Here is a 22,091-nt window from a genome sequence, read left to right as displayed (position 1 = left end):
CCACGAAGGGGAGGCTGCTGGTGATCAGGAGCCCAAAGCGACAAGGACAGGGCAGGGGCCTTCCGGCCCGCCCGGTCACCGCTCCGTGAGCTTCAGTTCGATGCGGCGGTTGCGGCTGCGGGCCTCGGGCGTGTCGGCGGGATCAAGCGGCTGGAATTCGCCGAAGCCGGCTGCAACCAGACGGCTGGATGGGACGCCGTTCTCGATCAGGAAGCGGACCACCGCGATTGCTCGGGCGGCCGACAGTTCCCAGTTGTCGCGATAGCGCCCCGCGCCGGACAGCGGGATGTTGTCCGTATGGCCGTCCACCCGCAGCACCCAGTTGATCTCCGGCGGGATCTCCTTCTCGAGTTCCAGGATGGCCTGCGCCACCTTGCGCATTTCCTCCTGGCCCGAAGGATTGATCTCGGTGGCGCCGGAGGCGAACAGCACCTCCGACTGGAACACGAAGCGGTCGCCGACGATGCGGATATTCTCGCGGTCGGACAGGATCTCGCGCAGCCGGCCGAAGAAGTCGGACCGGTAGCGGTTCAGCTCCTGCACCCGCTGGGCGAGGGCGATGTTGAGCCGGCGGCCGAGGTCGGCAATCTTGACGTTGGCTTCGCGGTCCTTCGCCTCGGCAGCCTCGAGAGCAGCCTCCAGCGCGCTGATCTGCTGGCGCAGCGCGGCGATCTGCTGGTTCAGAAGTTCAACCTGCGACAGGGCCCTCTGGCTCACCTGCCGCTCGTTCTCCAGTTCGGAGGAAAGGGAGGAGATGCGCGCCTGCGCCTCTGCTCCCTGACCGGCGCCGCTGGCAAGCAGCTGCTGCAGCCTGGACTGTTCTGCCTCCGCCTGCTGGAGCGACGCCCGCAGGGCGGCGATCTGGTCCTCCGCGTCCTGCACGTTGGTGCGCTCAAGAGCCAGAAGCTGCGTCAGTTCGTTGATCTGCGCGTTCAGGCGGTCGAGAACCTCGTCCCGGCTGGTGATCTCCCGGCTTAGGAAGAACTGGGCCAGCACGAAAACGGAGAGAAGGAACATGATGGCCATAAGCAGCGTCGACAGCGCGTCGACGAACCCCGGCCAGTAATCGATGTGTCGTTCCCGGCGGCGGCTGAGTGCCATCAGTGCGCATCCGTCTTCTTGAGCGACTCGGAGATGCGGTCGAGCGTGCGCCGCAGCTCACGCTGGTCCTGTGCCTGCGCTTCCATCCAGTCGCGCATCATCTGCTGCTCGTGTCGCATGCTCTTCACAAGGCCGGAAATACCCTCGGCCAGCGATGCCATGGCGGCAGCGGTTCTCTGGTTGCTGCCGGTTTCCTGTGCGCTGCGCAGGCGCGCCGCCAGCGCCCGCAGTTCCTCCGTCGCGCCGTCGCGGTTGTCGGCGAGGTCGGAGCTGAGGTCGGTCACCGTGGACAGCCAGTTCTCGAGCTCGGTGTAGAACCGTGTCTGCGCGCGTCCGGCCTGCAGGTCCAGGAACCCGAGGATCAGCGAGCCCGAAAGACCGAACAGCGACGACGAGAACGCCGTTCCCATCCCGCTCAGCGGCGCTGTCAGGCCCTCCTTCAGCGAGTTGAGCATGTCGTTCGCCGTGCCTGAACCCGGATCGAGCGACTGGATAGTGCTGCTGATGGAACCGATCGTCTGCAGGAGGCCCCAGAAGGTCCCCAGCAGGCCGAGGAACACCAGCAGACCGATGAGATAGCGTGAGATGTCGCGGCTTTCGTCGAGACGGTTGGCGATCGAATCGAGGATGGACCGCATGGATGCCGGCGACAGGGCGAGTGCCGAGGAGCGGCTGAGCAGCGCCTTCATGGGCGCAAGCAGCACCGGATCCTTTGCCGTCGAGCCGGCGAGGAAGGAATTCACCCAGCGCACTTCGCGGAACAGCCGCACCACCTGCCCGAACGCGAGCAGGATTCCGATCAGCAGCACGCCGAGGATGAGTCCGTTCAGGCCCGGGTTGCTCTGGAACGCATTGGAGATCTGCCTGTAGAGTATGGCGGCGACGAATCCGACGATCAGCAGGAAGATCAGCATCGTGTAAAGGAAGATGCGTGGGCTCGAGAGCCGGATGGGCGCGTAGCGTTCTTCAGCAGTCATACCTTGTTTTCCCACGGATTCGTGCACCCCTAGTGTTCCCCAAAGTGTTCTTCAAAGCGAGACGGCCACGACCTGATTACCAGCACGCGGACGGGCCTGCCGGCTATTTGTGTTGAATTGCGCCCAACATTACAACGGTCATTTGAAAATTGGCGAAAAGTCTAAGCGGAATTGTGACCAAATTGAAATGACCTGGCGCGCCGCGGGACGGTAGCATGGCAACGATCCTCGTAACGGGCTCATCCGGCTTCATCGGCCGTCATCTCGTCCCGCACCTGCGCTCGCGGGGTCATGTGGTCGTGGAGACGGGCAGGGCATCCGGCAACATGTCGGAAGGGTTCTGGCCCCTTCCGGCCATCGGCCCGCAGACCGACTGGGCCGGCCTTCTGGGCGACATCGACTGCGTGGTCCATTTGGCCGGGTTGGCCCATCGCGCGGCTTCCGACGAGCAGTTCTTCTCCGTAAACGATGGCGGCACCCGGCGTCTGGCAGAGGCGTGCCACGGCTCGCCGGTGCGCAACTTTGTGTTCCTGAGCAGCATTGCTGCCCGTCGTGCCGAAGCCTCCCCGGATCGTTCGAATGCCTATGCGCTGTCGAAGCTGTGGGCCGAATTGCATGTGACGGAACTCATGCAGAAGGATGCCATGTCCTTCACCATCCTCCGTCCGCCGCTGGTCTATGGCCATGACGCCCCGGGCAACTGGCAGCGCCTGCAAAGGCTTGCCGTGACCCCGCTGCCGCTGCCTTTCGGTGCTGTGCGCCACCGCAGATCCCTGTGCTCGGTGGGCAATCTTTGCAGTGCCATAGCTGCCGCAGTCGAGGCGGGCCTGCAGGTCAGGCATTGCGGCATTTATGAGATTGCTGATGCCGAGCCGATCTCGCTGGCCGAGGCGGTGACCTGGCTCCGCGAAGGAATGGGCAGAAGCCCCCGCCTTCTCCCCGTTCCGCCGCCCTTGCTGCGTGCCGCTCTCGGCGCGGTCGGACGGAAGAAGCTCGCCGAATCCCTGCTGGACGATCTCGTCCTGGATCCTGCGCCGTTCATGCAGGCCTTTGGCTGGACGCAGCCCGAAAATGCGGAAGAGGCGGTCCGGGAGTCCGGCCGCCTCTTCATGCAATCGCGGAGTGGAGATTGATGCGATGTCTCAGCGCTTGATCTGCAGCTGTCGGAGCAACTTGGCGTGGATGTCCTCGTTGCCGCAGACGATCGAACCGCTCGTGAGCATGGTCTGGCCGCCCTGGCGGTCGCTGACGTAGCCGCCGGCTTCGCGCACCATCAGGATGCCGGCAGCCATGTCCCATGGCTTGAGGCTGTCTTCCCAGAAGCCGTCGAACCGCCCGGCAGCCACATAGGCGAGGTCGAGCGATGCGGCGCCGAAGCGGCGGATGCCGGAGACTTCGCCCATCACGTTGCGCAGGTCGAGAAGCGCCTGGCCGTGGTTGCCGTGTCCCAGGAATGGCAGGCCCGTGGCGATGACGCTGTGGCCCAGGTCACGCCGGGCGGCAACGCGCATGCGATGCTCGTTGCAGAAGGCGCCGCTGCCGCGCTCGGCCGTGAAAAGCTCGTTCATGGCGGGATTGTAGATGACGCCCGCGACGATCTGGCCCTGGCGCTCAAGGGCGATGGAGATGGCGAAGAACGGAATGCCGTGCAGGAAGTTCGTCGTGCCGTCGAGAGGATCGACGATCCAGCGGTGCTGGGGGTCGTCGCCGGCCACTCCGCCCCGTTCCTCCATCAGGAACGAATAGCCGGGCCGTGCGCGCGACAGTTCGTTGAAAAGGATTTCCTCGGCTCGCTTGTCAGCCTGGCTGACATAGTCGGCAGGACCCTTGAGGGACACCTGGAGGTTCTGCACCTCGCCGAAATCGCGAGCGAGCGAACGCCCGGCCTTGAGGGCTGCCTGAACCATGACATTGATGATAGCCGAACGCGCCATGAGTGCTGTTCCCGTCTTTCAAATAGCCTGTCCAGCCACTGAAAAAAGGCCGGTCTGGTGAATCCGGCCTTGTCAGTGCGGCTGAACGCATAACTGGAGCGCCCCCGGAGAAGGGAAAGGGGGCAGCCGCTCCGTGGAATTAGTCTGCGCGACGCAGATAGGTGATTTCGTTGGTGTCCACTACGATCTTCTCGCCGGAGGTGATGAACGGCGGGACCATGATGCGGATGCCGTTCTCAAGCACGGCCGGCTTGTAGGACGAAGCGGCCGTCTGGCCCTTGACCACCGGATCGGCCTCGCGGACCTCGAGCACCACCTGGTCCGGCAGGGAGATGCCGATCGGCTTGTCCTGGTAGAGCTCTACCGTGACGGTCATGCCATCCTGCAGGAACGCGGCGCGCTCGCCGACGAAATCCTTCTGCAGCTCCAGCTGCTCGTAGGTCTCGGTGTCCATGAAGATCAGGGCGTCGCCCTGTTCATAGAGGAACGTGAAGTCCTTCTGCTCGAGGCGGACGCGTTCGACCGTCTCGGCAGCGCGGAAGCGCTCGTTGAGCTTGGTGCCGTCGAGCAGGTTCTTGAGCTCGACCTGGTTGTAGGCGCCGCCCTTGCCGGGCTTCACCGCCATCGTCTTCACCGCCACCCACAGGCTGCCCTTGTGCTCGATCACATTGCCCGGGCGGATTTCATTGCCGTCAATCTTCATACGGAAGTTCCGTTGTATCTGATGTCCTGGATCTTGGGACTGCTCAACACCACAAATCGCGCCGCGAGGCAAGATCTGAGCGAGTCTGGAGCGGCAGAAAAGCGTCTATCGCAGGGCTTCCATGCGTTCCTGGGAGCGCTGGATCTCGTCGTCCGACAGGCCGTCGAGAAAATCTTCCATCGTCTCGTCGATCAGGCCGGCCTGCCGGGCCCGCATGTACCACGCCGCCGCCTCGACGCGATCCGGGTCGACGCCAACGCCCGCGCGGTAGAGCTTGGCGACGCGGTTCCAGGCCGCGACATTGCCGGCGTCAGCCGCCCGCTTGAGCCAGGCGAAGCCTTCCGCGAAGTTGACCGGTCCGCCGCGGCCCTCGACCAGCCACGTGCCGAAGTCGAGCTGGGCGGTATCGAAATTGTTCTTCGCGGCGAGTTCCAGCCATCGGCGGGCTTTTTCGAGGTTCTGCGGCTTGCCACCCACGCCTTCGGCATAGATCTGCGCCATCGCGTACTGCGCGTCGGGAAGCTTCGCTTCCGCCGCCTTCTCGTACCATTGGACCGCCTCGTTCAGCCGTCCCTGATCCGTCAGCATCTGCGCCAGGTTGAACTGGGCGAGAGGGCGTCCCGCCTCGGCCGCCTTGCGCATCAGCTCGAAGGCCCGGTCGGGGTCGGGCTTCACCACCGTGCCTTCGATGAGAAGCAGCGCGAATTGCAGCTGCGCGTCGGGGATGCCCTGTTCCGCCGCCTTCTCGTACCATTTCGCGGCTTCCTGCAGGTCGCGTCGAACCCCAAGGCCGTTGGCGTAGATCTCGGCGATCAGCGTCTGCGCCGCGGCATCTCCCTTTTCCGCCCGCGGCCGCGCAAGCTCGAGCGCCGTGAGATAATACCCACGCTGGAACGCGCCATAGGCTTCGTCCACGATCTCGCCGAAGCGGGACGGATCGATGGGAACCCCATCGCCCTTCGCGTCGCCATTCTCCTGCTGCTGGGTGGCTGGACGCGCGCCCTTGCCGGTGTCTTCCTGCGCAAGGCCGGGCCCGGCGAGAAGCGCCGCGGCAATCAGGGAAAGGGTGGTGAGGCGGATTCTCTTCATGTCACTCTTCAAAACGGGGGGCGGAGGCATCGAGCAGCGCATTTGCCTCGGCGACCATCTTCGCCGGTTCAACGCCCTCGCCGAACACGGCATTGCCGATCGCCACGAAATCGGCGCCGGTTTTCGCGACCGCGATCACGGAGGCGATATCGCTGCCCGCCAGCACGATGCAGGGAAGCTGCATCACCTCCGACCACCATTCGCCGAGGGCGAGGTTGCGCGGATGCGGTTCCGGCTTCGTGTCGAAACCGAACTTGCCGAAGAAGAGATAGTCCGGTTCCGCCTCGCCAAACACCATGGCGTCGTCGCGCGTCCGGATGTCGCCACAGCCGATCATCATCTTTGCCTGGTGCTTCTCGATGGCTTCCTCGAGGTCCTCAAGGCTGCCTTCGATATGCACCCCATCCGCATGGACGCGCGCGGCGATTCGCGGCTCTCCGGCGACCACGCAGGCCACGTTGTGCTCATGCGCGATTCCCGTCATTCGTCCGGCGAAATCCTGGAAGGTTGCTTCGTCTCGGCCGTAGTTGGGCACGATGAGCGACGCCACGTCACCGCCGCCAAGGGCGCTTGCGACACGTTCGTCGATGCCCGGCCCGTCTGGCGGGGTGATGAGCACGATGCGGCAGCGGTTCGGCGTGTTCTGGTCACTCATGATCTGCACAAACTCTCGAAGAAACGGCCATGTCCCATCATTCCGGCGTCAATGGGGCGCCGGACTGACGGCTGTTGTGCCGACTGATACAGGAAGCCGCCCGAATTTGCGAGCGCCGCCACCGCTTCTCGACCGATCTGCCGCTCTCTGGACGCGCCGCCTGACAGGTTAACAATAGCGGTTGCTTCATTAACCATAAATTAAGCTTTACATGTGATTACTGTGCATATCCAGTTCGTCTGGATTCGGACAGAATGGCCTGTGCCATTCCGTTTGACGCCTCCCTGTTTAAACTCCTGAGAGCCGCTTTTGCGGCTCTTTTTTTGTCTTTTCGAGCCCGTTCCCTGCCGGTGCGAATGGCCTCGTCCGGTCTGTCAATCCCCTGGTGCGGGTCCGCCGGTGGCCGGTGGCCGGGGGTTGATATCGCTCCCTGCCCATAGCATCTTTGACTCAAACGACGACAGGGATGGTGGCTGCTCTGTGGAAGCAGTCCGGACGAACTGGCAGAATCATGGGATCAATGGGCACAAGAGGCAGTTTCAACATGGTGAAACTCGCCGAGCGGCGGGTTTTCTCCCATTCCTTCAAGCCAATCTACGACGAGGGAATGGGGCTTGTTGAAGAGGCGGCAGATTTTCTGGATGGCGAAGGCCGCGTTCTGGCGCGGAGCCTCTCCCGTGTGGCTGCGTCGCTCTATGCGGCTGAGTCCATGCGCCTGACCACCCGTCTGATGCAGATCGCCTCCTGGCTGCTTCTCCAGCGCGCCGCCAACTCGGGCGAGATGACCCGCGATCAGGTCGCCGCCGAGAAGGCAAAGGTGCGGCTGGACAATGCCGGTCCCGACGAGAAGGCACCCGGCTGGGAGGAGCTTCCCACACGGTTCGTCGACCTCGTCTATCGTTCGGTGCGCCTCGAGGAACGTGTACGCCGCATGGATCAGGAGATCTATGGCGACGGGCTGGATTTCCGCCCGGATTTCCGTCCAAGCCCGGTGTCCGCGCAGATCAGGCTGCTGGAGACCGCCTTCGCGCGGGGGTGATCCCTCACCCTTTTGTTTATTTTTTGTTCTCCTTCTGGCAATAAGATGGGCCATGGTTAAGGTGAGCCATGGCTGAGACGATTCGCATCATCGGAATAGACCCGGGCCTGCGCCGCACCGGCTGGGGCGTCGTGGAGACACTCGGAAATTCGTTGCGCTTTGTGGCGTCGGGCACCGTGCGTTCCGATGACAAGGCGGACCTCGCATCCCGCCTCTGCCAGCTTCATGACGGGCTGGCGGAAATCCTGCACATCTACCGCCCCGACGAGGCGGCGGTGGAGGCGACCTTCGTGAACAAGGACGCAACCGCTACCCTGAAGCTCGGACAGGCGAGGGGTGTGGCCATGCTGGTTCCCGCCCGTGCGGGCCTGCGCGTGGCGGAATACGCGCCGAACGCGGTGAAGAAGTCGGTCATCGGCGTCGGTCATGGCGACAAGAAGCAGATCCACATGATGGTGAAGGTGCTGCTCCCGCGCGCGACGTTCGACACCGACGACGCGGCGGATGCAATCGCCATTGCCATCTGCCATGCGCACCACCGGCAGTCGCCGGCCTGGCGCCTGGCGAAGGGGGCGGCGGCATGATCGGCAAGCTCAAGGGACTCGTCGACGAGATCGGCGAGGATCACTGCGTCATCGACGTGAACGGTGTGGGCTACGTGGCCTACTGCTCCGCGCGCACGCTGGGCAAGCTCGAGCCTGGCACGGCCACCACCCTCTACATTGAGACCTATGTCCGCGAGGACATGATCCGGCTTTATGGCTTCGGCTCGGCCCTCGAGCGCGAATGGTTCCGCCTGCTCACGGGCAACGTTCAGGGGGTCGGCGCGAAGGTGGCGCTTGCGGTGCTATCCACCCTGTCCCCCTCCGAGCTGGCGAACGCCATCGCCCTGCGCGATATCACCATGGTTTCGCGCGCGCCCGGCGTCGGCAAGAAGGTGGCCGAGCGCATCGTCACCGAGCTCAAGAACAAGGCGCCCGCGCTGGCGGGTGATGCCACCGGCACCATCGGCCTCAAGCAGGAGCTTGGCGAGGGCGTTGCCCCCACGCCGGTGGCCGATGCCGTCTCCGCCCTTGTCAATCTCGGCTATTCGCGCGACATGGCGGCGAACGCCGTGGCGGCGGCCCTGAAGTCTGCCGGAGGCGAGGCGGACACGGGAATGCTGATCCGTCTGGGGCTCAAGGAACTGGCGAAATAGCCGGATGCGGTGGCAGACAGGCCATCGCATCCCGTTGGCAGGTGCGGTATCTGTGGGTATGGAGTGTAAGGCATGAGCGAGGCAGGCCGCCTCATCTCCGCAGCTAGGCGGGGTGAAGACATCGACACCACACTGCGCCCGCAAACGCTGGATGAGTTTGTGGGGCAGCAGGCCGCGCGCGCCAATCTCAAGGTATTCATCGAGGCCGCCCGCTCGCGTGGCGAGGCGCTGGACCATGTTCTTTTCGTCGGTCCGCCCGGCCTGGGCAAGACGACGCTGGCGCAGATCATGGCCCGCGAGCTGGGCGTGAACTTTCGCTCCACCTCCGGCCCGGTGATTGCCAAGGCGGGCGACCTCGCTGCCCTGCTGACCAATCTTGAGGAGCGCGACGTCCTCTTCATCGACGAGATCCATCGCCTCAACCCGGCGGTTGAGGAAATTCTTTATCCGGCGATGGAGGACTACCAGCTTGACCTCATCATCGGTGAGGGCCCGGCGGCCCGTTCCGTGAAGATCGACCTCGCCAAGTTCACGCTGGTGGCTGCCACCACGCGTCTCGGCCTTCTGACAACCCCGCTGCGAGACCGTTTCGGCATTCCCGTCCGCCTCGACTTCTACACGGTCGATGAGCTGAAGCTGATCGTCACCCGCGGCGCCCGCCTTCTGGGCCTGCCCATGGACGACGAGGGCGCCGAGGAAATCGCCCGCCGCTCGCGTGGCACGCCGCGCATCGCCGGCCGTCTTCTTCGCCGCGTGCGCGACTTCGCGACCGTTGCGGGAGCCGAGCGCGTTACCCGCAAGGTGGCCGACGAGGCGCTGACCCGCCTCGACGTGGACGAGCTTGGACTCGACCAGCTCGACCGCCGCTATCTGCACATGATCGCCGAGAATTTCGGCGGCGGGCCGGTGGGTATCGAGACGATCGCCGCCGCGCTCTCCGAGCCGCGCGATGCCATCGAGGACATCATCGAGCCCTATCAGATCCAGCAGGGCTTCATCCAGCGCACCCCGCGCGGTCGCGTCTTGACGGCCAAGGCGTGGAAACATATCGGGCTGCCGATGCCCAAATCGGTGGCGGACACGCAGATCAGTCTCTTTCAGGATGACGAAGACTAGCTCTTCGCTGGTGGACGATGGAACCGAACTACACGGACGATCCTGAACTTCTGGCCGGCATTTCCGGCAAGCTCACGCCGGAGGGCCATGTGCTGAAGGCCCGTGTCTATTTCGCGGACACGGACTTCACGGGCGTCGTCTATCACGCCCGCTACCTGGAGTTCCTGGAGCGCGGCCGTTCCGACTTCCTTCGCCTGGCTGGCGTCCACCACACAGAACTCGCCGATGGCAAGCATGGCGAGCCGCTCGCCTGGGTGGTCCGCCGCATGGAGATCGACTTCCGCCAGCCCGCCCGGGTCGATGACATCCTCACGGTCGTCACGAGGATCGCCGAGATTTCCGGCGCACGCATCCGCATGCATCAGCAACTGCTGCGCGGGTCGGAACTGCTGGTCGAAGCGAAGGTCGAGGCGGCGATCATCGGTGCCGGGGGCAAGCCGCGCCGTTTTCCGAAGGANTTTTCCGTCCCGAACTGCGACAAACCAATGTACTTGGAGCAAACCAGAGTTTCCGTGAAATTCTGAATTGCTCGAGGGGGCTGTCGGAACGGTGGGGCCGCTTGCGCCCGAACCGTCGAGGCCGTTCTAAGTCATGGAATTTATTTGTCTCTCCGATAGTTCTCCGCTGGTAACGGCTTCTTAACCATAAATAACCATACCTTTATGGACGCATTCGGTGCCCCGATGCCTTCCTTTGACCAAAATTGACCGGAAAAAGGCGCTTTGAAGAACTGCAGAGGCATCCTTGCCGGAGCAGGAATGGGCGGGAAAAGACTGCACTGGATGCTGCCCTAGAATTACGAGGATGATTATCCATGGAAAGTGTTGCGCTCTCCGCGCCGGGCGGTGACTTGTCCATCTGGGCGCTCTTCTGGCAGGCCGGCTGGGTTGTAAAGCTGGTGATGCTTGGTCTTCTGGGGGCGTCGATCTGGTCCTGGGCGATCATCATCGACAAGTGGATTTCCTACGCGCGCATGCGCGCTTCGCTCGACCGTTTCGAGCAGGTTTTCTGGTCGGGTCAATCGCTCGAGGAACTGTACCGGTCCCTTTCCGAACGCAAGACGACGGGCATGGGCGCGATCTTTGTTGCTGCCATGCGCGAATGGAAGAAGTCCTTCGAGAAGGGCGCTCGTTCCCCGCTGGGGCTGCAGATGCGCATCGACAAGGCGATGGACCTGGCGCTCACCCGTGAGGTGGAGCGGCTGGAAGGCCGTCTCGGCTTCCTCGCCTCCGTCGGTTCCGCCGGTCCCTTCATCGGTCTGTTCGGCACCGTCGTCGGCATCATGACCTCGTTCCAGTCGATTGCCGGTTCCAAGTCGACCAACCTCGCGGTTGTCGCGCCGGGCATTGCCGAAGCCCTGCTTGCGACGGCCATCGGCCTCATCGCCGCCATCCCGGCGGTCATCGCCTACAACAAGCTTTCCTCGGACGCGAACGCGATCGCCTCCCGTATGGAAGGCTTCGCCGACGAGTTTTCTGCCATCCTCTCGCGCCAGATCGATGAGAGACTGTCGTCTCCGACGCGGCAACAGCGAGCCGAGGAGTATGCGTAATGGGTATGGCCGTAGCTGGCGGACCATCGGGTGGAGGCAGGGGCGGGCGCCGGCGCAGGGGCCGCAAGGCTCTTGTCTCTGAGATCAACGTCACCCCGCTTGTCGACGTGATGCTGGTGCTGCTGATCATCTTCATGGTCGCCGCGCCGCTTCTGACCGTGGGCGTGCCGATCGATCTGCCTGAAACCCAGGCCAAGGCGCTGAACTCCGATACGCAACCGATCACCGTTTCGGTCAACGCCGCTGGCCAGATATTCATCCAGGAAACTGAAATTCCGCTCGACGAGGTGGTTCCGAAGCTGCAGGCGATCGCCCAGACGGGCTATGACGAGCGCATCTACGTGCGTGGCGACAAGTCCGCCGATTACGGCACGGTCATGCGCGTGATGGCCCGCATCTCGGCTGCCGGTTTCCGCAATCTCGGTCTGGTGACGCTTCAGGAACAGGACGGCTAGTTGCCATGAAGGCTGGCCTTGCCACGTCTGTAACATTGCATGCGGTGCTGATCGGCTTGGGCGTCGTGTCGCTTTCGGCACCGAAGCCGTTCGAGGTGGCGGACGTGGAGTCGCTGCCGGTCGAGATCGTTCCGTTCGAGGAAATCCCGCAGGCTGCCCTGGGCGACAAGCAGGCACCGGTGGCTGACAAGCCGGCGCCGGTTCCCACGCAGCGTCCGGAGACCGTTCCCGAAGCGCAGAAGGTGGGCGACGCGGACGTGGACACCAATGTCCCGCCGACACCCACGCCCAAGCCGAAGCCGGTCCAGAAGGCGGAAGAGCCTGCTCCCGCGCCCGAGCCCGCGCCGAAACCCGTCGAGAAGCCGGTGGAACAGGCGAAGGTGGAGCCTCCGGCTCCGAAGCCCGCGCCCGAACCTGCGCCCAAGCCCGCGGAAAAGCCGGAGCCGCCGAAGGATGCCGTGCCGGAAGCCCCGGCGGAGCAGGCCGAGAAGTCCGCCGCTGAGAGCCTGGAGCTGCCGCGCAGCGCGCCGGTCCCGCAGTCGCGGCCGAGGCCCCAGCAGCCTCAGAAGGTCGCGGAGGAAAAGCCGAAGCCGGTCGAGAAGCCGGCGAAGGAGCAGCTTAAGACCGCCCAGCGCACCGAGACCCAGAAGAAGGATGTGCTGGACGAAGTTGCTGCCCTTTTGAACAAGGAGCAGTCGTCCGGTGGCGGCGCGAAGCGCTCCACCGACCAGGCGGCCCTCGGCAACACCCGCGCCAACCCCGGCCAGAAGCTGAGTCAGAGCGAGCTGGACGGCCTGCGTGCCCAGATCCAGAAGTGCTGGATCATTCCGGCAGGCGCTCAGGATGCGCAGAATCTGAAGTTCTCCCTTCAGTTCAAGCTTGCGCCTGACGGCACGGTGGAAGGCAATCCGCAGGTGATTTCCGGCGGCGGCAGCTCGCCGGTCGAACGGGCAGCGATCGATTCAGCGCGCCGCGCCATCCTGCGCTGCGGTCCCTACAACCTGCCGGCCGAGAAGTACGACGCCTGGGCCGATGTCATCGTCCATTTCGATCCGTCCGACATGTTCTGATCTCTTGAGAGGCAAGAGCTTATGCAGAAATTCCTGAAAGCAAGCCTGGCCACCCTCTGTATGGCCTTTGGTACTTTCGCACTGACACTCACCCCGGCTCGGGCCCTGGTTGAGATCGACATCAATCGGGGCGTGGTCGAGCCGGTTCCGATCGCCATCACGGACTTCATCTCCGCCGATTCCCGTGGTGCGGAGATCGCGGGCGTGATTGCCGCCGACCTGCGCCGCTCCGGCCTGTTCGCGCCGATAGACAAGGCGGCCTTCATCGAGAAGATCTCCAACCCCGACGCCGCGCCGCGCTTCGAGGACTGGAAGGTGCTGAACGCCCAGGGCGTGGTGACGGGCCGCGTGACGAGGGAGCCGGACGGTCGTCTGCGTACGGAGTTTCGCCTTTGGGACACTTTCGCCGGCCAGCAGCTGGTGGGTGAGCAGTTCTTCGCCAACGACGAGAACTGGCGTCGTATCGCCCATATCATTGCCGACACGATCTACAAGGCCTTCACCGGCGAATCCGGCTATTTCGACTCGCGCATCGTCTTCGTCGACGAGTCCGGTCCCGCGCAGAAGCGCGTGAAGCGTCTTGCCATCATGGATCAGGATGGCGCCAATCTCCGCTACCTGTCCGATGGCCGCGCCATCGTGATGACGCCCCGCTTCTCGCCGGAGCGTCAGGAAATCACCTACATGTCTTATGAGGGTGGCGAGCCGCAGGTCTACCTGCTGCAGCTCGAGACCGGCCAGCGCGAGCTGGTGGGCAACTTCCCAGGCATGACCTTTGCGCCTCGCTTCTCGCCCACCGGCGACAAGATCATCATGAGCCTGCTGCGTCAGGACGGCAATTCCAACATCTTCACCATGGACGTGCGCACCCGGGCGACCACGCGCCTGACCAACACCAACGCGATCGACACGTCCCCGTCCTATTCGCCTGACGGCAGCCAGATCGTCTTCACCTCCGACCGTGGTGGCCGCGCGCAGATCTATGTCATGAACGCGGACGGCTCCAACCAGCGCCGCATCTCGTTCGGCGACGGCATTTACTCGACCCCCGTCTGGTCGCCGCGCGGCGATCTCATCGCCTTCACCAAGCAGAGCGGCGGTTCGTTCCACATCGGCGTGATGCGGACGGACGGCTCGGGCGAGCGCATCCTCACCTCCGGCTATCTGCAGGAAGGTCCGACCTGGTCGCCCAACGGACGCGTCATCGCCTTCTTCCGTCAGACCCCGGGGGCGGGCGGGCCGCAGCTCTACACGATTGACCTGACGGGCCGTAACGAGCAGCGCATCCCGACACCGAATTTCGCGTCGGACCCGGCGTGGTCGCCACTTTTGAAATAATTTTGCCGCCTTTCGGCCCAATTTGACGCTAAGCCTGCAAGTTGTCGGATTGAGCCATCGCCGCGTTGTCGGATTGGGCCATCGCCGCGGCGGCAGGAATGCCTGTTAGTCGAGCTGTTGAAGGCTTGTTAACGGTGTTCATGGTTAACCATCCATGATTGAACCACTCGAATCTGAAGGAGTGACGGCATGCGCCGTATCGCAGCCATTACAAGAAATCCGGTAGCCATCGCTATTGTCGCTGCCCTGGCGGTTGCTGGTTGTCGATCCAAGTCCGTTCCGAATAGTGCCGCAGACCTTGGCATCGGTGCCGGTGGCTATGGAGCCGGAGGAGCGCTCGGTTCAGCCGCGCCCGGTTCTCCGCAGGAGTTCACCGTCAGCGTCGGTGACCGCATCTTCTTTGACACCGATTCCTCGGTGATCCGTGCGGACGCGCAGGCGACCCTGATCCGTCAGGCCCAGTGGCTGCAGCGTTACCCCAACTATCAGATCACCATCGAAGGCCATGCCGACGAGCGCGGCACCCGCGAGTATAACCTGGCTCTCGGCGCGCGCCGTGCCGCCGCGACGCGTGATTTCCTGATCTCGCAGGGCGTGGCCGCAAACCGGATCCGCACGATTTCCTACGGCAAGGAGCGTCCGGTTGCCGTCTGCGACGACATCTCCTGCTGGTCGCAGAACCGCCGTGCGGTCACCGTTCTGGGTGGCGGCGCAAACATGTAATTGCCACGGCGTGGCGGGCAGGGCGGCTCATGGGCCGCCCTTTTGTTTGCAGCAATCAAAATTTGGCCGAAGTCGCGTTGCCTGCTAAAAACCGACGCGACGGCAAGGCTGCCGTCTCAAGCTCTTTGGGATGATGAGAAAGGAATGCTGTTGCGAATCCATGTAAGCCGCCTGGCCACTCTGGCAGTCGCCCTGCTGGGAATGGCCGGATGGGCAGAGGCCGGCCCTCATTCGGCCCTGATGAAAGGAAGCGGCGCATCTTCGCGGGCCCCTGTGGTGCTGGCGCAGATGGCGGATCCGCGAATTGCCGGTCTTGAGGAGGAAGTCCGCCGCCTGAACGGCAAGGTCGAGGAACTTAACTTCCTGATCCTGCAGATGGAGGATCAGCTGCGGAAGATGCAGGAAGACAACGAGTTCCGCTTCCAGCAGCTGGAGAACGGGGGAAGTGGGGCGAGCAGTGGCAACAATGGCCAGCGGTCTGAAGCTCCCGCCGCGACTCCAGACAAATCGACAAGCGTTGCTGGGGTTGCACCCCAGCAGGCTGTTCCCGGCACAGGCCAGCCGCCCCGCACGTTGGGCGAGATCGTGCTGGACCAGAACGGCAACGTGGTGAATGTCCGCCCGGGTGAGGCTGCCGTTGCGCCCGGTGACGGCACGGCCGTGGCCGCTCTTCCGCAGTCCAGCACGCCGGAAGAGGCTTACCGCAACGCCTACGACTTTCTGATGTCGGGCGACTACCGCACGGCGGAGGCGGGATTTCGCGATTACCTGGCCCGTTTCCCGGCCGGCGAACAGGCAGCCGACGCAAGCTTCTGGCTCGGCGACTCGATCCTGCAGCAGGGCCGTCCCCAGGAAGCCGCAGAAATCTTCCTGAAGGCGAACAAGGACTACCCCGACTCTCCGAAGGCGCCGGAAATGCTGTTCAAGCTCGGTGTGTCCCTTGCTGCGATGAAGCAGAAGGACATCGCCTGCGCCACCTTTGATGAAATCGGCACGCGCTACACGGACATCTCGAATGCCCTGCGCGAGCGCGTCAAACGCGAGCAGGCATCTGTCGGTTGCTAGGCCGCTTCTCTTTCGTTCCCGAGTTTTCCGCCATCGACCCGGCAGGCAGGACCGCCGCGGTGGTGGCCGTATCCGGAGGCGGTGACTCCCTCGCCCTCCTTCTCCTTCTGGATGCGTTTCTCCGACAGCGCCCCGACCTTCCGCTTCGCCTTCTGGCGGTGACCGTGGATCACGGGCTGCGTCCGGAGGCTGCAGAGGAAGCGCGCCAGGTCGCCGCATTCTGCGCGAACCTCGGCATTCCCCACCGGGTCATGCGCTGGGACGGGCCCAAGCCCGCAAGCAGGATCTCCGAGGCGGCGCGGGAAGCCCGCCAGCGCCTTCTGGCGCAAGCCGCGACCGATGCCGGCGCCGATATCGTGTTCCTTGCCCACACGGCCGACGACCAGGTGGAGACGGTTGCCATGCGCATGGCGCGCGGCGGCGGCCGGGGTCTGGCCGGGATCGCTCCGGCAACCCTTTACGAGAACCGCGTCTGGTTCCTCCGCCCGCTGCTCGGCGCGCGGCGCGCGGACCTGCGCAGCTTTCTTGCGGAACGGAATGTCCGCTGGATCGAGGATCCCTCCAATACCAACCCCCGTTACGAGCGCGCGCGCGTTCGCCAGGCCCTTTCCGAAGAAGAGATTGCCCGTCTGCTCGCCGTGGCCCGCGATGCGGCCGAACGCCGCGAAGCGCTTGGCCGTGAGGTCGCGGCCTGGTTCCAGGAGTACTTGCGCCTGAGCGCGCCGGGTCTGCTGTCATTCCCGGTCTCCGCGATGAGGGCCGCGCCGCGCGACGTCCAGGTCTATGCCTTCCGCCTCCTTCTTGCTTGCGCCGGTGGCGCATCGCAGCTTCCCGATGAGAGCCGCGCGTCGGCAATGCTTGTGCAGCTCCTGGAGGAGCCTGGCCGCGCGACGCTGTCGCGCGCCATCGCGGCCCGGCAGCGGGATCGCATCTATCTCTGCCGCGAAGGCAGAAACCTGCCGCGCCAAAGCGCGGAAAACGGAGCCCTTTGGGACAATCGCTTCCGGGTGCGGGTGCACGGCCTCCCGGCGGATCACGGTGTCGCCATTGCGCCGCGGGGCAGGGAACGCCTGCCGGAAACGGATCTTCCCGACGGAGCGCTTCCCACAGGGCTGGTGCGCGCCGCGCTGGCGGCCGAGCCCGTTCTTGAGCGGAATGGGGAGGCTTTGCCGTCGTTGGATGGCGTTTGCCTGCAGCGGGTCATTGGGCCGTGGGCCACTCTCGTTCCGTCATTTGACTATGACCTGGCGGCTGCTCTTTCATCGGCCATCGGCGGTGAAATTTTGCCCGCAAAGCCATGGCTCTGCCATAAACAAGGTTGAGATAACCATATCTCTCTTGAATCAGGTTTTCGCCGCCCGGGTAGCTTGGCAATGTTGCGATGGGTACCTATGTTAGGCTCGAGCGAGAGGCCCGTCTTGGTGCATACACGGAACGCATATGAATCCTAACTATCGTAATTTCGCCCTCTGGGCGATGATCGCGGTTCTGCTGATCGCGCTTTACCAGCTGTTTGATACGCCTCAGCAGCGTGGTGCGTCGCACGAGATCGCGTATTCGCAGTTTCTTCAGGACCTGTCGGATGGCCGGATTGAAAGCGTGACGATTGCGGGCAACCGCATTACCGGCACCTATTCGGACAACAGGGCGGGCTTCCAGACTTACTCTCCCGGCGATGCCTCTCTGGTTCAACGCCTGGAGGAAAAGAAGGTTACGATCGTTGCGCGTCCGGAGACGGACGGCTCGGGCTCGCTCCTCGGCTACTTCATCTCGTGGCTGCCGATGATCCTGATCCTTGGCGTGTGGATCTTCTTCATGCGCCAGATGCAGTCCGGATCCGGACGCGCGATGGGATTCGGCAAGTCGAAGGCGAAGCTGCTCACCGAGGCGCATGGCCGCGTGACCTTCCAGGACGTTGCTGGCGTTGATGAGGCCAAGCAGGACCTGGAAGAGATCGTCGAGTTCCTGCGCGATCCGCAGAAGTTTCAGCGCCTGGGCGGCAAGATTCCGCGCGGCGTCCTGCTCGTCGGTCCTCCCGGAACCGGCAAGACGCTGCTGGCCCGTGCCGTGGCGGGCGAGGCCAACGTTCCGTTCTTCACCATTTCCGGTTCTGACTTCGTTGAGATGTTCGTCGGCGTGGGTGCGTCCCGTGTCCGCGACATGTTCGAGCAGGCCAAGAAGAATGCGCCCTGCATCATCTTCATTGACGAGATCGACGCTGTCGGCCGTCACCGTGGCGCAGGCCTCGGCGGTGGCAATGACGAGCGCGAGCAGACCCTGAACCAGCTTCTGGTCGAGATGGACGGCTTCGAGGCCAACGAGGGCATCATCCTCATTGCCGCCACCAACCGTCCGGATGTTCTGGACCCTGCGCTTCTGCGTCCCGGCCGCTTCGACCGCCAGGTTGTCGTTCCGAACCCGGACGTCACCGGCCGAGAGCAGATCCTCAAGGTTCACGTCCGCAACGTGCCCCTGGCGCCGAACGTCGACCTCAAGGTTCTGGCCCGCGGTACCCCCGGCTTCTCGGGCGCCGACCTGGCCAACCTTGTCAACGAGGCTGCCCTCATGGCGGCGCGCCGCAACAAGCGCCTCGTGACCATGCAGGAGTTCGAGGACGCCAAGGACAAGGTCATGATGGGTGCGGAGCGCCGCTCCACCGCCATGACGCCGGAAGAGAAGATGCTGACGGCCTATCACGAGGCTGGCCACGCCGTGGTCGCCCTGCATGTGCCGGCGGCCGATCCGGTCCACAAGGCAACCATCATTCCGCGCGGCCGTGCGCTTGGCATGGTGATGCAGCTGCCTGAAGGCGACCGCTACTCCATGAGCTACAAGTGGATGGTCTCCCGCCTGGCCATCATGATGGCCGGCCGCGTGGCCGAGGAACTGAAGTTCGGCAAGGAGAACATCACCTCCGGCGCTGCGTCCGACATCGAGCAGGCCACCAAGCTTGCCCGCGCCATGGTCACGCGCTGGGGCTTCTCCGACAAGTTGGGCCAGGTTGCCTATGGCGACAACCAGGAAGAGGTCTTCCTGGGCCATTCGGTGACCCGCACCCAGAACCTGTCTGAGGAGACGCAGCAGAAGATCGACGCGGAGGTTCGCCGCCTGATCGACGAGGCGAACGAGAAGGCGCGCGAGATCCTCACTGAACACCGCGACGGCTGGGTCGCCGTTGCAGAGGGCCTCCTCGAGTACGAGACGCTGACCGGCGACGAGATCCGGGCCATCATGCGCGGCGAGAAGCCGATGCGTAATACCGGCGATGACGCGCCGCCCAGCCGTGGATCGGCGGTGCCGAAGACCGGCGCCCGCAAGGAAGACAAGAAGGGTGGCGAGGAACCCGAAGCAGGTCTCGAGCCACAACCGCAGGGATAAACTGCCGTAATGCAAAGAGATGGGCGGGCGCTTGTTGTGCGCTCGCCCTGAACTTATAGAAACTGGTTACAAATTCGCGCATAATTGTTCTAGGTTAATGGATGCGCGGTTTGGGCGGTTCTGGGCACGCGTCCTTGTACGATAACTTCAACGACTGCAGACGACTGAACATATGTCTAGGAAATACTTTGGAACCGACGGAATTCGCGGACGTGCGAACCGCTTCCCGATGACACCCGAAATTGCCATGCGCGTGGGCATGGCGGCGGGGCTGGCTTTCCAGAATGGCAGTCATCGGCATCGTGTGGTTATCGGCAAGGACACGCGCCTGTCCGGCTACATGATCGAAAACGCCCTGGTGTCCGGCTTTTGTGCCGCCGGCGTGGACGTCTTCCTGCTCGGCCCGATCCCGACCCCTGCGGTGGCCATGCTGGCGCGTTCGCTTCGGGCCGATTTCGGCGTCATGATCTCGGCCTCGCACAATCCGTTCCATGACAACGGCATCAAGCTTTTTGGCCCGGACGGCTATAAGCTGTCCGACGAGATCGAAGCGAAGATCGAGGCGATGCTCGATCCGTCGATCGAGCTTTCGCTGGCCGATTCCTCGAGCCTCGGCCGGGCCAAGCGCATCGACGGTGTGCACGACCGCTACATCGAATTTGCCAAGCGCACTCTGCCGAAGGACCTTTCGCTTTCGGGTCTGCGGATCGTGGTCGACTGCGCCAACGGCGCCGCCTACAAGGTCGCACCCTCGGCCCTGTGGGAGCTTGGCGCCGAGGTCGTTCCGATCCACGTGGAGCCGAACGGTTTCAACATCAACGCCGACTGCGGTTCGACCAATCCGGTCAGCTTGGTGAAGAAGGTTCACGAGGTTCGCGCCGACCTGGGTATCGCGCTGGACGGCGACGCGGACCGTGTCGTGCTCGTCGACGAGAACGGCACGATCATCGACGGTGACCAGATCATGGCCCTGATCGCGGAATCCTGGCATGAGGACGGCCGCCTGGTCGGCGACGGCATCGTTGCGACCGTTATGTCCAACCTTGGGCTCGAGCGCTTCCTCAACGGACGCGGCCTGGCGCTTCACCGCACCAAGGTGGGCGACCGCTACGTCGTCGAGCACATGCGCAATCACGGCTTCAACGTGGGTGGCGAGCAGTCGGGCCACGTGATCCTGTCGGATTTCTCGACCTCGGGCGACGGTCTGGTGACGGCTCTGCAGGTGCTGGCCTGCCTCAAGCGCCAGAACAAGCCCGCGAGCGAGGTATGCCGCAAGTTCGAGCCGGTGCCGCAGGTGCTGAAGAATGTCCGCTACTCCGGGGGCAAGCCGCTGGAGCGTTCCAACGTGAAGGCGGCGATCGCGTCCGCCGAGGAGAAGCTTGGCAAGAATGGCCGGCTCGTCATCCGCCCGTCCGGAACCGAGCCGCTGATCCGTGTTATGGCGGAAGGCGACGATCTGGATCTCGTGAACGAGGTCGTGGACCAGATCGTGGACGCGCTGGGCGAGACACGGAACGTCGCCTGACGGCAACCGCCATCATCAGCTTTCATCCTGATGTGGCATGACGGCGGGGTCTCCCCGCCGTTTTGTTTTGGCTACCTTGTTCTGGCTGCCGCTTGCCTGCGCGGGCAAGCTGCATGGTGCCTTGTGCCCCGATGGTCCGTTCAGGCGACACGCCTGCGCGACGCTTGTGAACGGTCCGGAAATACTACCATTCGAGCGGTCGCGTTACTGTTTATGTTACGGTTAATCCAGACTTAACCTTTTTGCCCGAGCATTAACCATATTCAGCCAGGGTGGGGCGCTGGGTGGTTCGGCATGCCCCTGTGAGGAAACGGACATGCTTGGGAAAGTTACCCTTGTTTCTGTAGTTGCATCGCTGGGGTTGGCAACGGTTGCGTGGTCGGCAGACATGCCGGCTCCTTATGATCCGCCGCCGTCGGTCCCGATCTCAATTCAATCCGAGGCGGAAAGCGGCGGATGGTACCTGCGTGGTGATATCAATCATCACTGGACCAAGTTCCGCGGGGCCACGTACATCACATACGGCACCGATCAGGTGGAACCCGGCACGAACGGGTTCACCTGGGGCAAGTTCGACAGCGCCTGGTCGCTGGGTGGTGGCCTAGGTTACCAGATAAACCGCCATCTCCGCACGGATCTGACGTTCGACTACTGGTTCAAGTCGTCGTTCCGCGGCTCGACGTCAGGCGAATGCGGCGGCCAGCCGTGCGTTTCCGACGACCGCTCGTCGTACAAGGCGCTCCTGCTGCTCGCCAATGCCTATGTCGATCTGGGCACCTACAACGGGGTTACGCCCTACGTCGGCGCTGGTATCGGCGGGTCCTATGTGCGGTGGAGTGACCTGATCAACGATATCGACACCGGCTCGTTCCGCCACCGGGGCGGCAAGGGCTGGCGCTTTGCCTGGGCGCTGATGGCGGGTGCGTCGGTCTGCCTGACTGATTCGCTGGAGCTGGATGCGGGCTACCGATTCACGCACATCCATGGCGGCAGGATGTTCGGCTACGCCGATCTTGCCGGCCCCGGCTACGACAGGGGCTTCAACGTGCATGAAGCGCGGGCCGGCCTGCGCTATTCCTTCAGCGGGCCGTCGCTGCACTGCGCTCCGCAACAGCAGCCGGCCTTCGAGCAGGTCAGCTACGAGCCTGCGGTTTACAAGCCCTGACGTAGCAT

The 22,091-nt window shown here is 63.8% G+C and carries 22 protein-coding genes; 16 read left to right on the top strand and 6 right to left on the bottom strand.

Annotated features, from left to right (window positions below; translation table 11 throughout):
- Positions 1-75 precede the first annotated feature (75 nt).
- Together ABD906_RS07880 and ABD906_RS07875 are read right to left on the bottom strand one after the other, a co-directional pair.
- A complete protein-coding gene (locus tag ABD906_RS07880) occupies positions 76-1,101 on the bottom strand; it encodes a peptidoglycan -binding protein (protein ID WP_345098955.1) in 1,026 nt (341 codons plus the stop codon).
- Positions 1,101-2,078: a MotA/TolQ/ExbB proton channel family protein gene (locus tag ABD906_RS07875; protein ID WP_345098954.1), complete on the bottom strand. Its 978-nt coding sequence runs from the start codon at positions 2,076-2,078 to the stop codon at positions 1,101-1,103. Before ABD906_RS07875 ends, ABD906_RS07880 begins: the two co-directional genes overlap by 1 nt.
- A 215-nt stretch (positions 2,079-2,293) precedes the next feature.
- On the opposite strand from ABD906_RS07875, the gene ABD906_RS07870 reads away from it, so the two are divergent.
- The gene (locus ABD906_RS07870; protein WP_345098953.1) at positions 2,294-3,211 is read left to right on the top strand and encodes an NAD-dependent epimerase/dehydratase family protein; all 918 of its coding nucleotides are present in this window, start codon (positions 2,294-2,296) and stop codon (positions 3,209-3,211) included.
- Between the two features lie 9 nt (positions 3,212-3,220).
- Here ABD906_RS07870 and ABD906_RS07865 read toward each other — a convergent pair whose 3' ends face one another.
- From ABD906_RS07865 to ABD906_RS07850, 4 genes are all read right to left on the bottom strand, one after another.
- Positions 3,221-4,012 carry an inositol monophosphatase family protein gene (locus ABD906_RS07865; protein ID WP_345098952.1) on the bottom strand — a complete coding sequence of 264 codons (792 nt, stop codon included), beginning with the start codon at positions 4,010-4,012 and terminating at the stop codon, positions 3,221-3,223.
- Between the two features lie 139 nt (positions 4,013-4,151).
- A complete protein-coding gene (gene efp / locus ABD906_RS07860; RefSeq protein ID WP_345098951.1) occupies positions 4,152-4,715 on the bottom strand; it encodes an elongation factor P in 564 nt (187 codons plus the stop codon).
- A gap of 105 nt (positions 4,716-4,820) precedes the next feature.
- Positions 4,821-5,804, bottom strand: a complete 984-nt coding sequence (locus ABD906_RS07855) for a tetratricopeptide repeat protein (protein ID WP_345098950.1) — start codon at positions 5,802-5,804, stop codon at positions 4,821-4,823.
- Position 5,805: 1 nt separating this feature from the next.
- Complete coding sequence (locus ABD906_RS07850; protein WP_345098949.1) at positions 5,806-6,459, bottom strand: thiamine phosphate synthase; 654 nt, start codon at positions 6,457-6,459, stop codon at positions 5,806-5,808.
- Positions 6,460-7,003: 544 nt separating this feature from the next.
- On the opposite strand from ABD906_RS07850, the gene rcdA reads away from it, so the two are divergent.
- From rcdA to ABD906_RS07775, 15 genes are all read left to right on the top strand, one after another.
- A complete protein-coding gene (gene rcdA / locus ABD906_RS07845; protein ID WP_378188408.1) occupies positions 7,004-7,498 on the top strand; it encodes a protease adaptor protein RcdA in 495 nt (164 codons plus the stop codon).
- 68 nt (positions 7,499-7,566) lie between these two features.
- Positions 7,567-8,082, top strand: a complete 516-nt coding sequence (gene ruvC / locus ABD906_RS07840) for a crossover junction endodeoxyribonuclease RuvC (protein ID WP_345098947.1) — start codon at positions 7,567-7,569, stop codon at positions 8,080-8,082.
- On the top strand, positions 8,079-8,696 hold the full coding sequence (ruvA, locus tag ABD906_RS07835; RefSeq protein ID WP_345098946.1) for a Holliday junction branch migration protein RuvA: 618 nt from the start codon (positions 8,079-8,081) through the stop codon (positions 8,694-8,696). Before ruvC ends, ruvA begins: the two co-directional genes overlap by 4 nt.
- 72 nt (positions 8,697-8,768) lie before the next feature.
- Positions 8,769-9,812 carry a Holliday junction branch migration DNA helicase RuvB gene (gene ruvB / locus ABD906_RS07830; protein WP_345098945.1) on the top strand — a complete coding sequence of 348 codons (1,044 nt, stop codon included), beginning with the start codon at positions 8,769-8,771 and terminating at the stop codon, positions 9,810-9,812.
- 17 nt (positions 9,813-9,829) lie between these two features.
- Positions 9,830-10,336: a tol-pal system-associated acyl-CoA thioesterase gene (ybgC, locus tag ABD906_RS07825; RefSeq protein WP_345098944.1), complete on the top strand. Its 507-nt coding sequence runs from the start codon at positions 9,830-9,832 to the stop codon at positions 10,334-10,336.
- A 290-nt stretch (positions 10,337-10,626) separates the two neighbouring features.
- On the top strand, positions 10,627-11,364 hold the full coding sequence (tolQ, locus tag ABD906_RS07820) for a protein TolQ (protein ID WP_345098943.1): 738 nt from the start codon (positions 10,627-10,629) through the stop codon (positions 11,362-11,364).
- Positions 11,364-11,819, top strand: a complete 456-nt coding sequence (gene tolR, locus ABD906_RS07815; protein ID WP_345098942.1) for a protein TolR — start codon at positions 11,364-11,366, stop codon at positions 11,817-11,819. Before tolQ ends, tolR begins: the two co-directional genes overlap by 1 nt.
- 5 nt (positions 11,820-11,824) lie before the next feature.
- Complete coding sequence (locus ABD906_RS07810; protein WP_345098941.1) at positions 11,825-12,889, top strand: hypothetical protein; 1,065 nt, start codon at positions 11,825-11,827, stop codon at positions 12,887-12,889.
- A 60-nt stretch (positions 12,890-12,949) separates the two neighbouring features.
- On the top strand, positions 12,950-14,227 hold the full coding sequence (tolB, locus tag ABD906_RS07805; protein WP_345099069.1) for a Tol-Pal system beta propeller repeat protein TolB: 1,278 nt from the start codon (positions 12,950-12,952) through the stop codon (positions 14,225-14,227).
- A gap of 189 nt (positions 14,228-14,416) precedes the next feature.
- Positions 14,417-14,950: a peptidoglycan-associated lipoprotein Pal gene (gene pal / locus ABD906_RS07800; RefSeq protein WP_345098940.1), complete on the top strand. Its 534-nt coding sequence runs from the start codon at positions 14,417-14,419 to the stop codon at positions 14,948-14,950.
- A gap of 144 nt (positions 14,951-15,094) precedes the next feature.
- On the top strand, positions 15,095-16,015 hold the full coding sequence (ybgF, locus tag ABD906_RS07795; protein WP_345098939.1) for a tol-pal system protein YbgF: 921 nt from the start codon (positions 15,095-15,097) through the stop codon (positions 16,013-16,015).
- Complete coding sequence (gene tilS, locus ABD906_RS07790) at positions 16,009-17,337, top strand: tRNA lysidine(34) synthetase TilS (RefSeq protein WP_345098938.1); 1,329 nt, start codon at positions 16,009-16,011, stop codon at positions 17,335-17,337. Before ybgF ends, tilS begins: the two co-directional genes overlap by 7 nt.
- A 118-nt stretch (positions 17,338-17,455) precedes the next feature.
- Positions 17,456-19,393, top strand: coding sequence for an ATP-dependent zinc metalloprotease FtsH (gene ftsH / locus ABD906_RS07785; RefSeq protein WP_345098937.1), 1,938 nt, complete (start codon positions 17,456-17,458; stop codon positions 19,391-19,393).
- A 172-nt stretch (positions 19,394-19,565) separates the two neighbouring features.
- A complete protein-coding gene (glmM, locus tag ABD906_RS07780; protein ID WP_345098936.1) occupies positions 19,566-20,918 on the top strand; it encodes a phosphoglucosamine mutase in 1,353 nt (450 codons plus the stop codon).
- A 316-nt stretch (positions 20,919-21,234) separates the two neighbouring features.
- Positions 21,235-22,083 (top strand): outer membrane protein, encoded by an 849-nt coding sequence (locus ABD906_RS07775; protein WP_378188416.1) that lies wholly within the window; start codon positions 21,235-21,237, stop codon positions 22,081-22,083.
- The last annotated feature ends 8 nt before the right edge of the window (positions 22,084-22,091 follow it).

Origin of the sequence: Chelativorans composti, from assembly GCF_039541695.1 — a bacterium.
Lineage (GTDB): Bacteria > Pseudomonadota > Alphaproteobacteria > Rhizobiales > Rhizobiaceae > Chelativorans > Chelativorans composti.
The sequence above is the reverse complement of the archived record's forward strand: the minus strand, read 5'-3'. Positions and strand labels throughout refer to the sequence as shown.

Excerpts from the sequence above, each read along its gene's own strand:
- ABD906_RS07880 (WP_345098955.1), bottom strand. The coding sequence starts at position 1,101 with ATGGCACTCAGCCGCCGCCGGGAACGACACATCGATTACTGGCCGGGG.
- ABD906_RS07875 (WP_345098954.1), bottom strand. The coding sequence starts at position 2,078 with ATGACTGCTGAAGAACGCTACGCGCCCATCCGGCTCTCGAGCCCACGC.
- ABD906_RS07870 (WP_345098953.1), top strand. The coding sequence starts at position 2,294 with ATGGCAACGATCCTCGTAACGGGCTCATCCGGCTTCATCGGCCGTCAT.
- ABD906_RS07865 (WP_345098952.1), bottom strand. The coding sequence starts at position 4,012 with ATGGCGCGTTCGGCTATCATCAATGTCATGGTTCAGGCAGCCCTCAAG.
- efp (WP_345098951.1), bottom strand. The coding sequence starts at position 4,715 with ATGAAGATTGACGGCAATGAAATCCGCCCGGGCAATGTGATCGAGCAC.
- ABD906_RS07855 (WP_345098950.1), bottom strand. The coding sequence starts at position 5,804 with ATGAAGAGAATCCGCCTCACCACCCTTTCCCTGATTGCCGCGGCGCTT.
- ABD906_RS07850 (WP_345098949.1), bottom strand. The coding sequence starts at position 6,459 with ATGAGTGACCAGAACACGCCGAACCGCTGCCGCATCGTGCTCATCACC.
- rcdA (WP_378188408.1), top strand. The coding sequence starts at position 7,004 with ATGGTGAAACTCGCCGAGCGGCGGGTTTTCTCCCATTCCTTCAAGCCA.
- ruvC (WP_345098947.1), top strand. The coding sequence starts at position 7,567 with ATGGCTGAGACGATTCGCATCATCGGAATAGACCCGGGCCTGCGCCGC.
- ruvA (WP_345098946.1), top strand. The coding sequence starts at position 8,079 with ATGATCGGCAAGCTCAAGGGACTCGTCGACGAGATCGGCGAGGATCAC.
- ruvB (WP_345098945.1), top strand. The coding sequence starts at position 8,769 with ATGAGCGAGGCAGGCCGCCTCATCTCCGCAGCTAGGCGGGGTGAAGAC.
- tolQ (WP_345098943.1), top strand. The coding sequence starts at position 10,627 with ATGGAAAGTGTTGCGCTCTCCGCGCCGGGCGGTGACTTGTCCATCTGG.
- tolR (WP_345098942.1), top strand. The coding sequence starts at position 11,364 with ATGGGTATGGCCGTAGCTGGCGGACCATCGGGTGGAGGCAGGGGCGGG.
- ABD906_RS07810 (WP_345098941.1), top strand. The coding sequence starts at position 11,825 with ATGAAGGCTGGCCTTGCCACGTCTGTAACATTGCATGCGGTGCTGATC.
- tolB (WP_345099069.1), top strand. The coding sequence starts at position 12,950 with ATGGCCTTTGGTACTTTCGCACTGACACTCACCCCGGCTCGGGCCCTG.
- pal (WP_345098940.1), top strand. The coding sequence starts at position 14,417 with ATGCGCCGTATCGCAGCCATTACAAGAAATCCGGTAGCCATCGCTATT.
- ybgF (WP_345098939.1), top strand. The coding sequence starts at position 15,095 with ATGCTGTTGCGAATCCATGTAAGCCGCCTGGCCACTCTGGCAGTCGCC.
- ftsH (WP_345098937.1), top strand. The coding sequence starts at position 17,456 with ATGAATCCTAACTATCGTAATTTCGCCCTCTGGGCGATGATCGCGGTT.
- glmM (WP_345098936.1), top strand. The coding sequence starts at position 19,566 with ATGTCTAGGAAATACTTTGGAACCGACGGAATTCGCGGACGTGCGAAC.
- ABD906_RS07775 (WP_378188416.1), top strand. The coding sequence starts at position 21,235 with ATGCTTGGGAAAGTTACCCTTGTTTCTGTAGTTGCATCGCTGGGGTTG.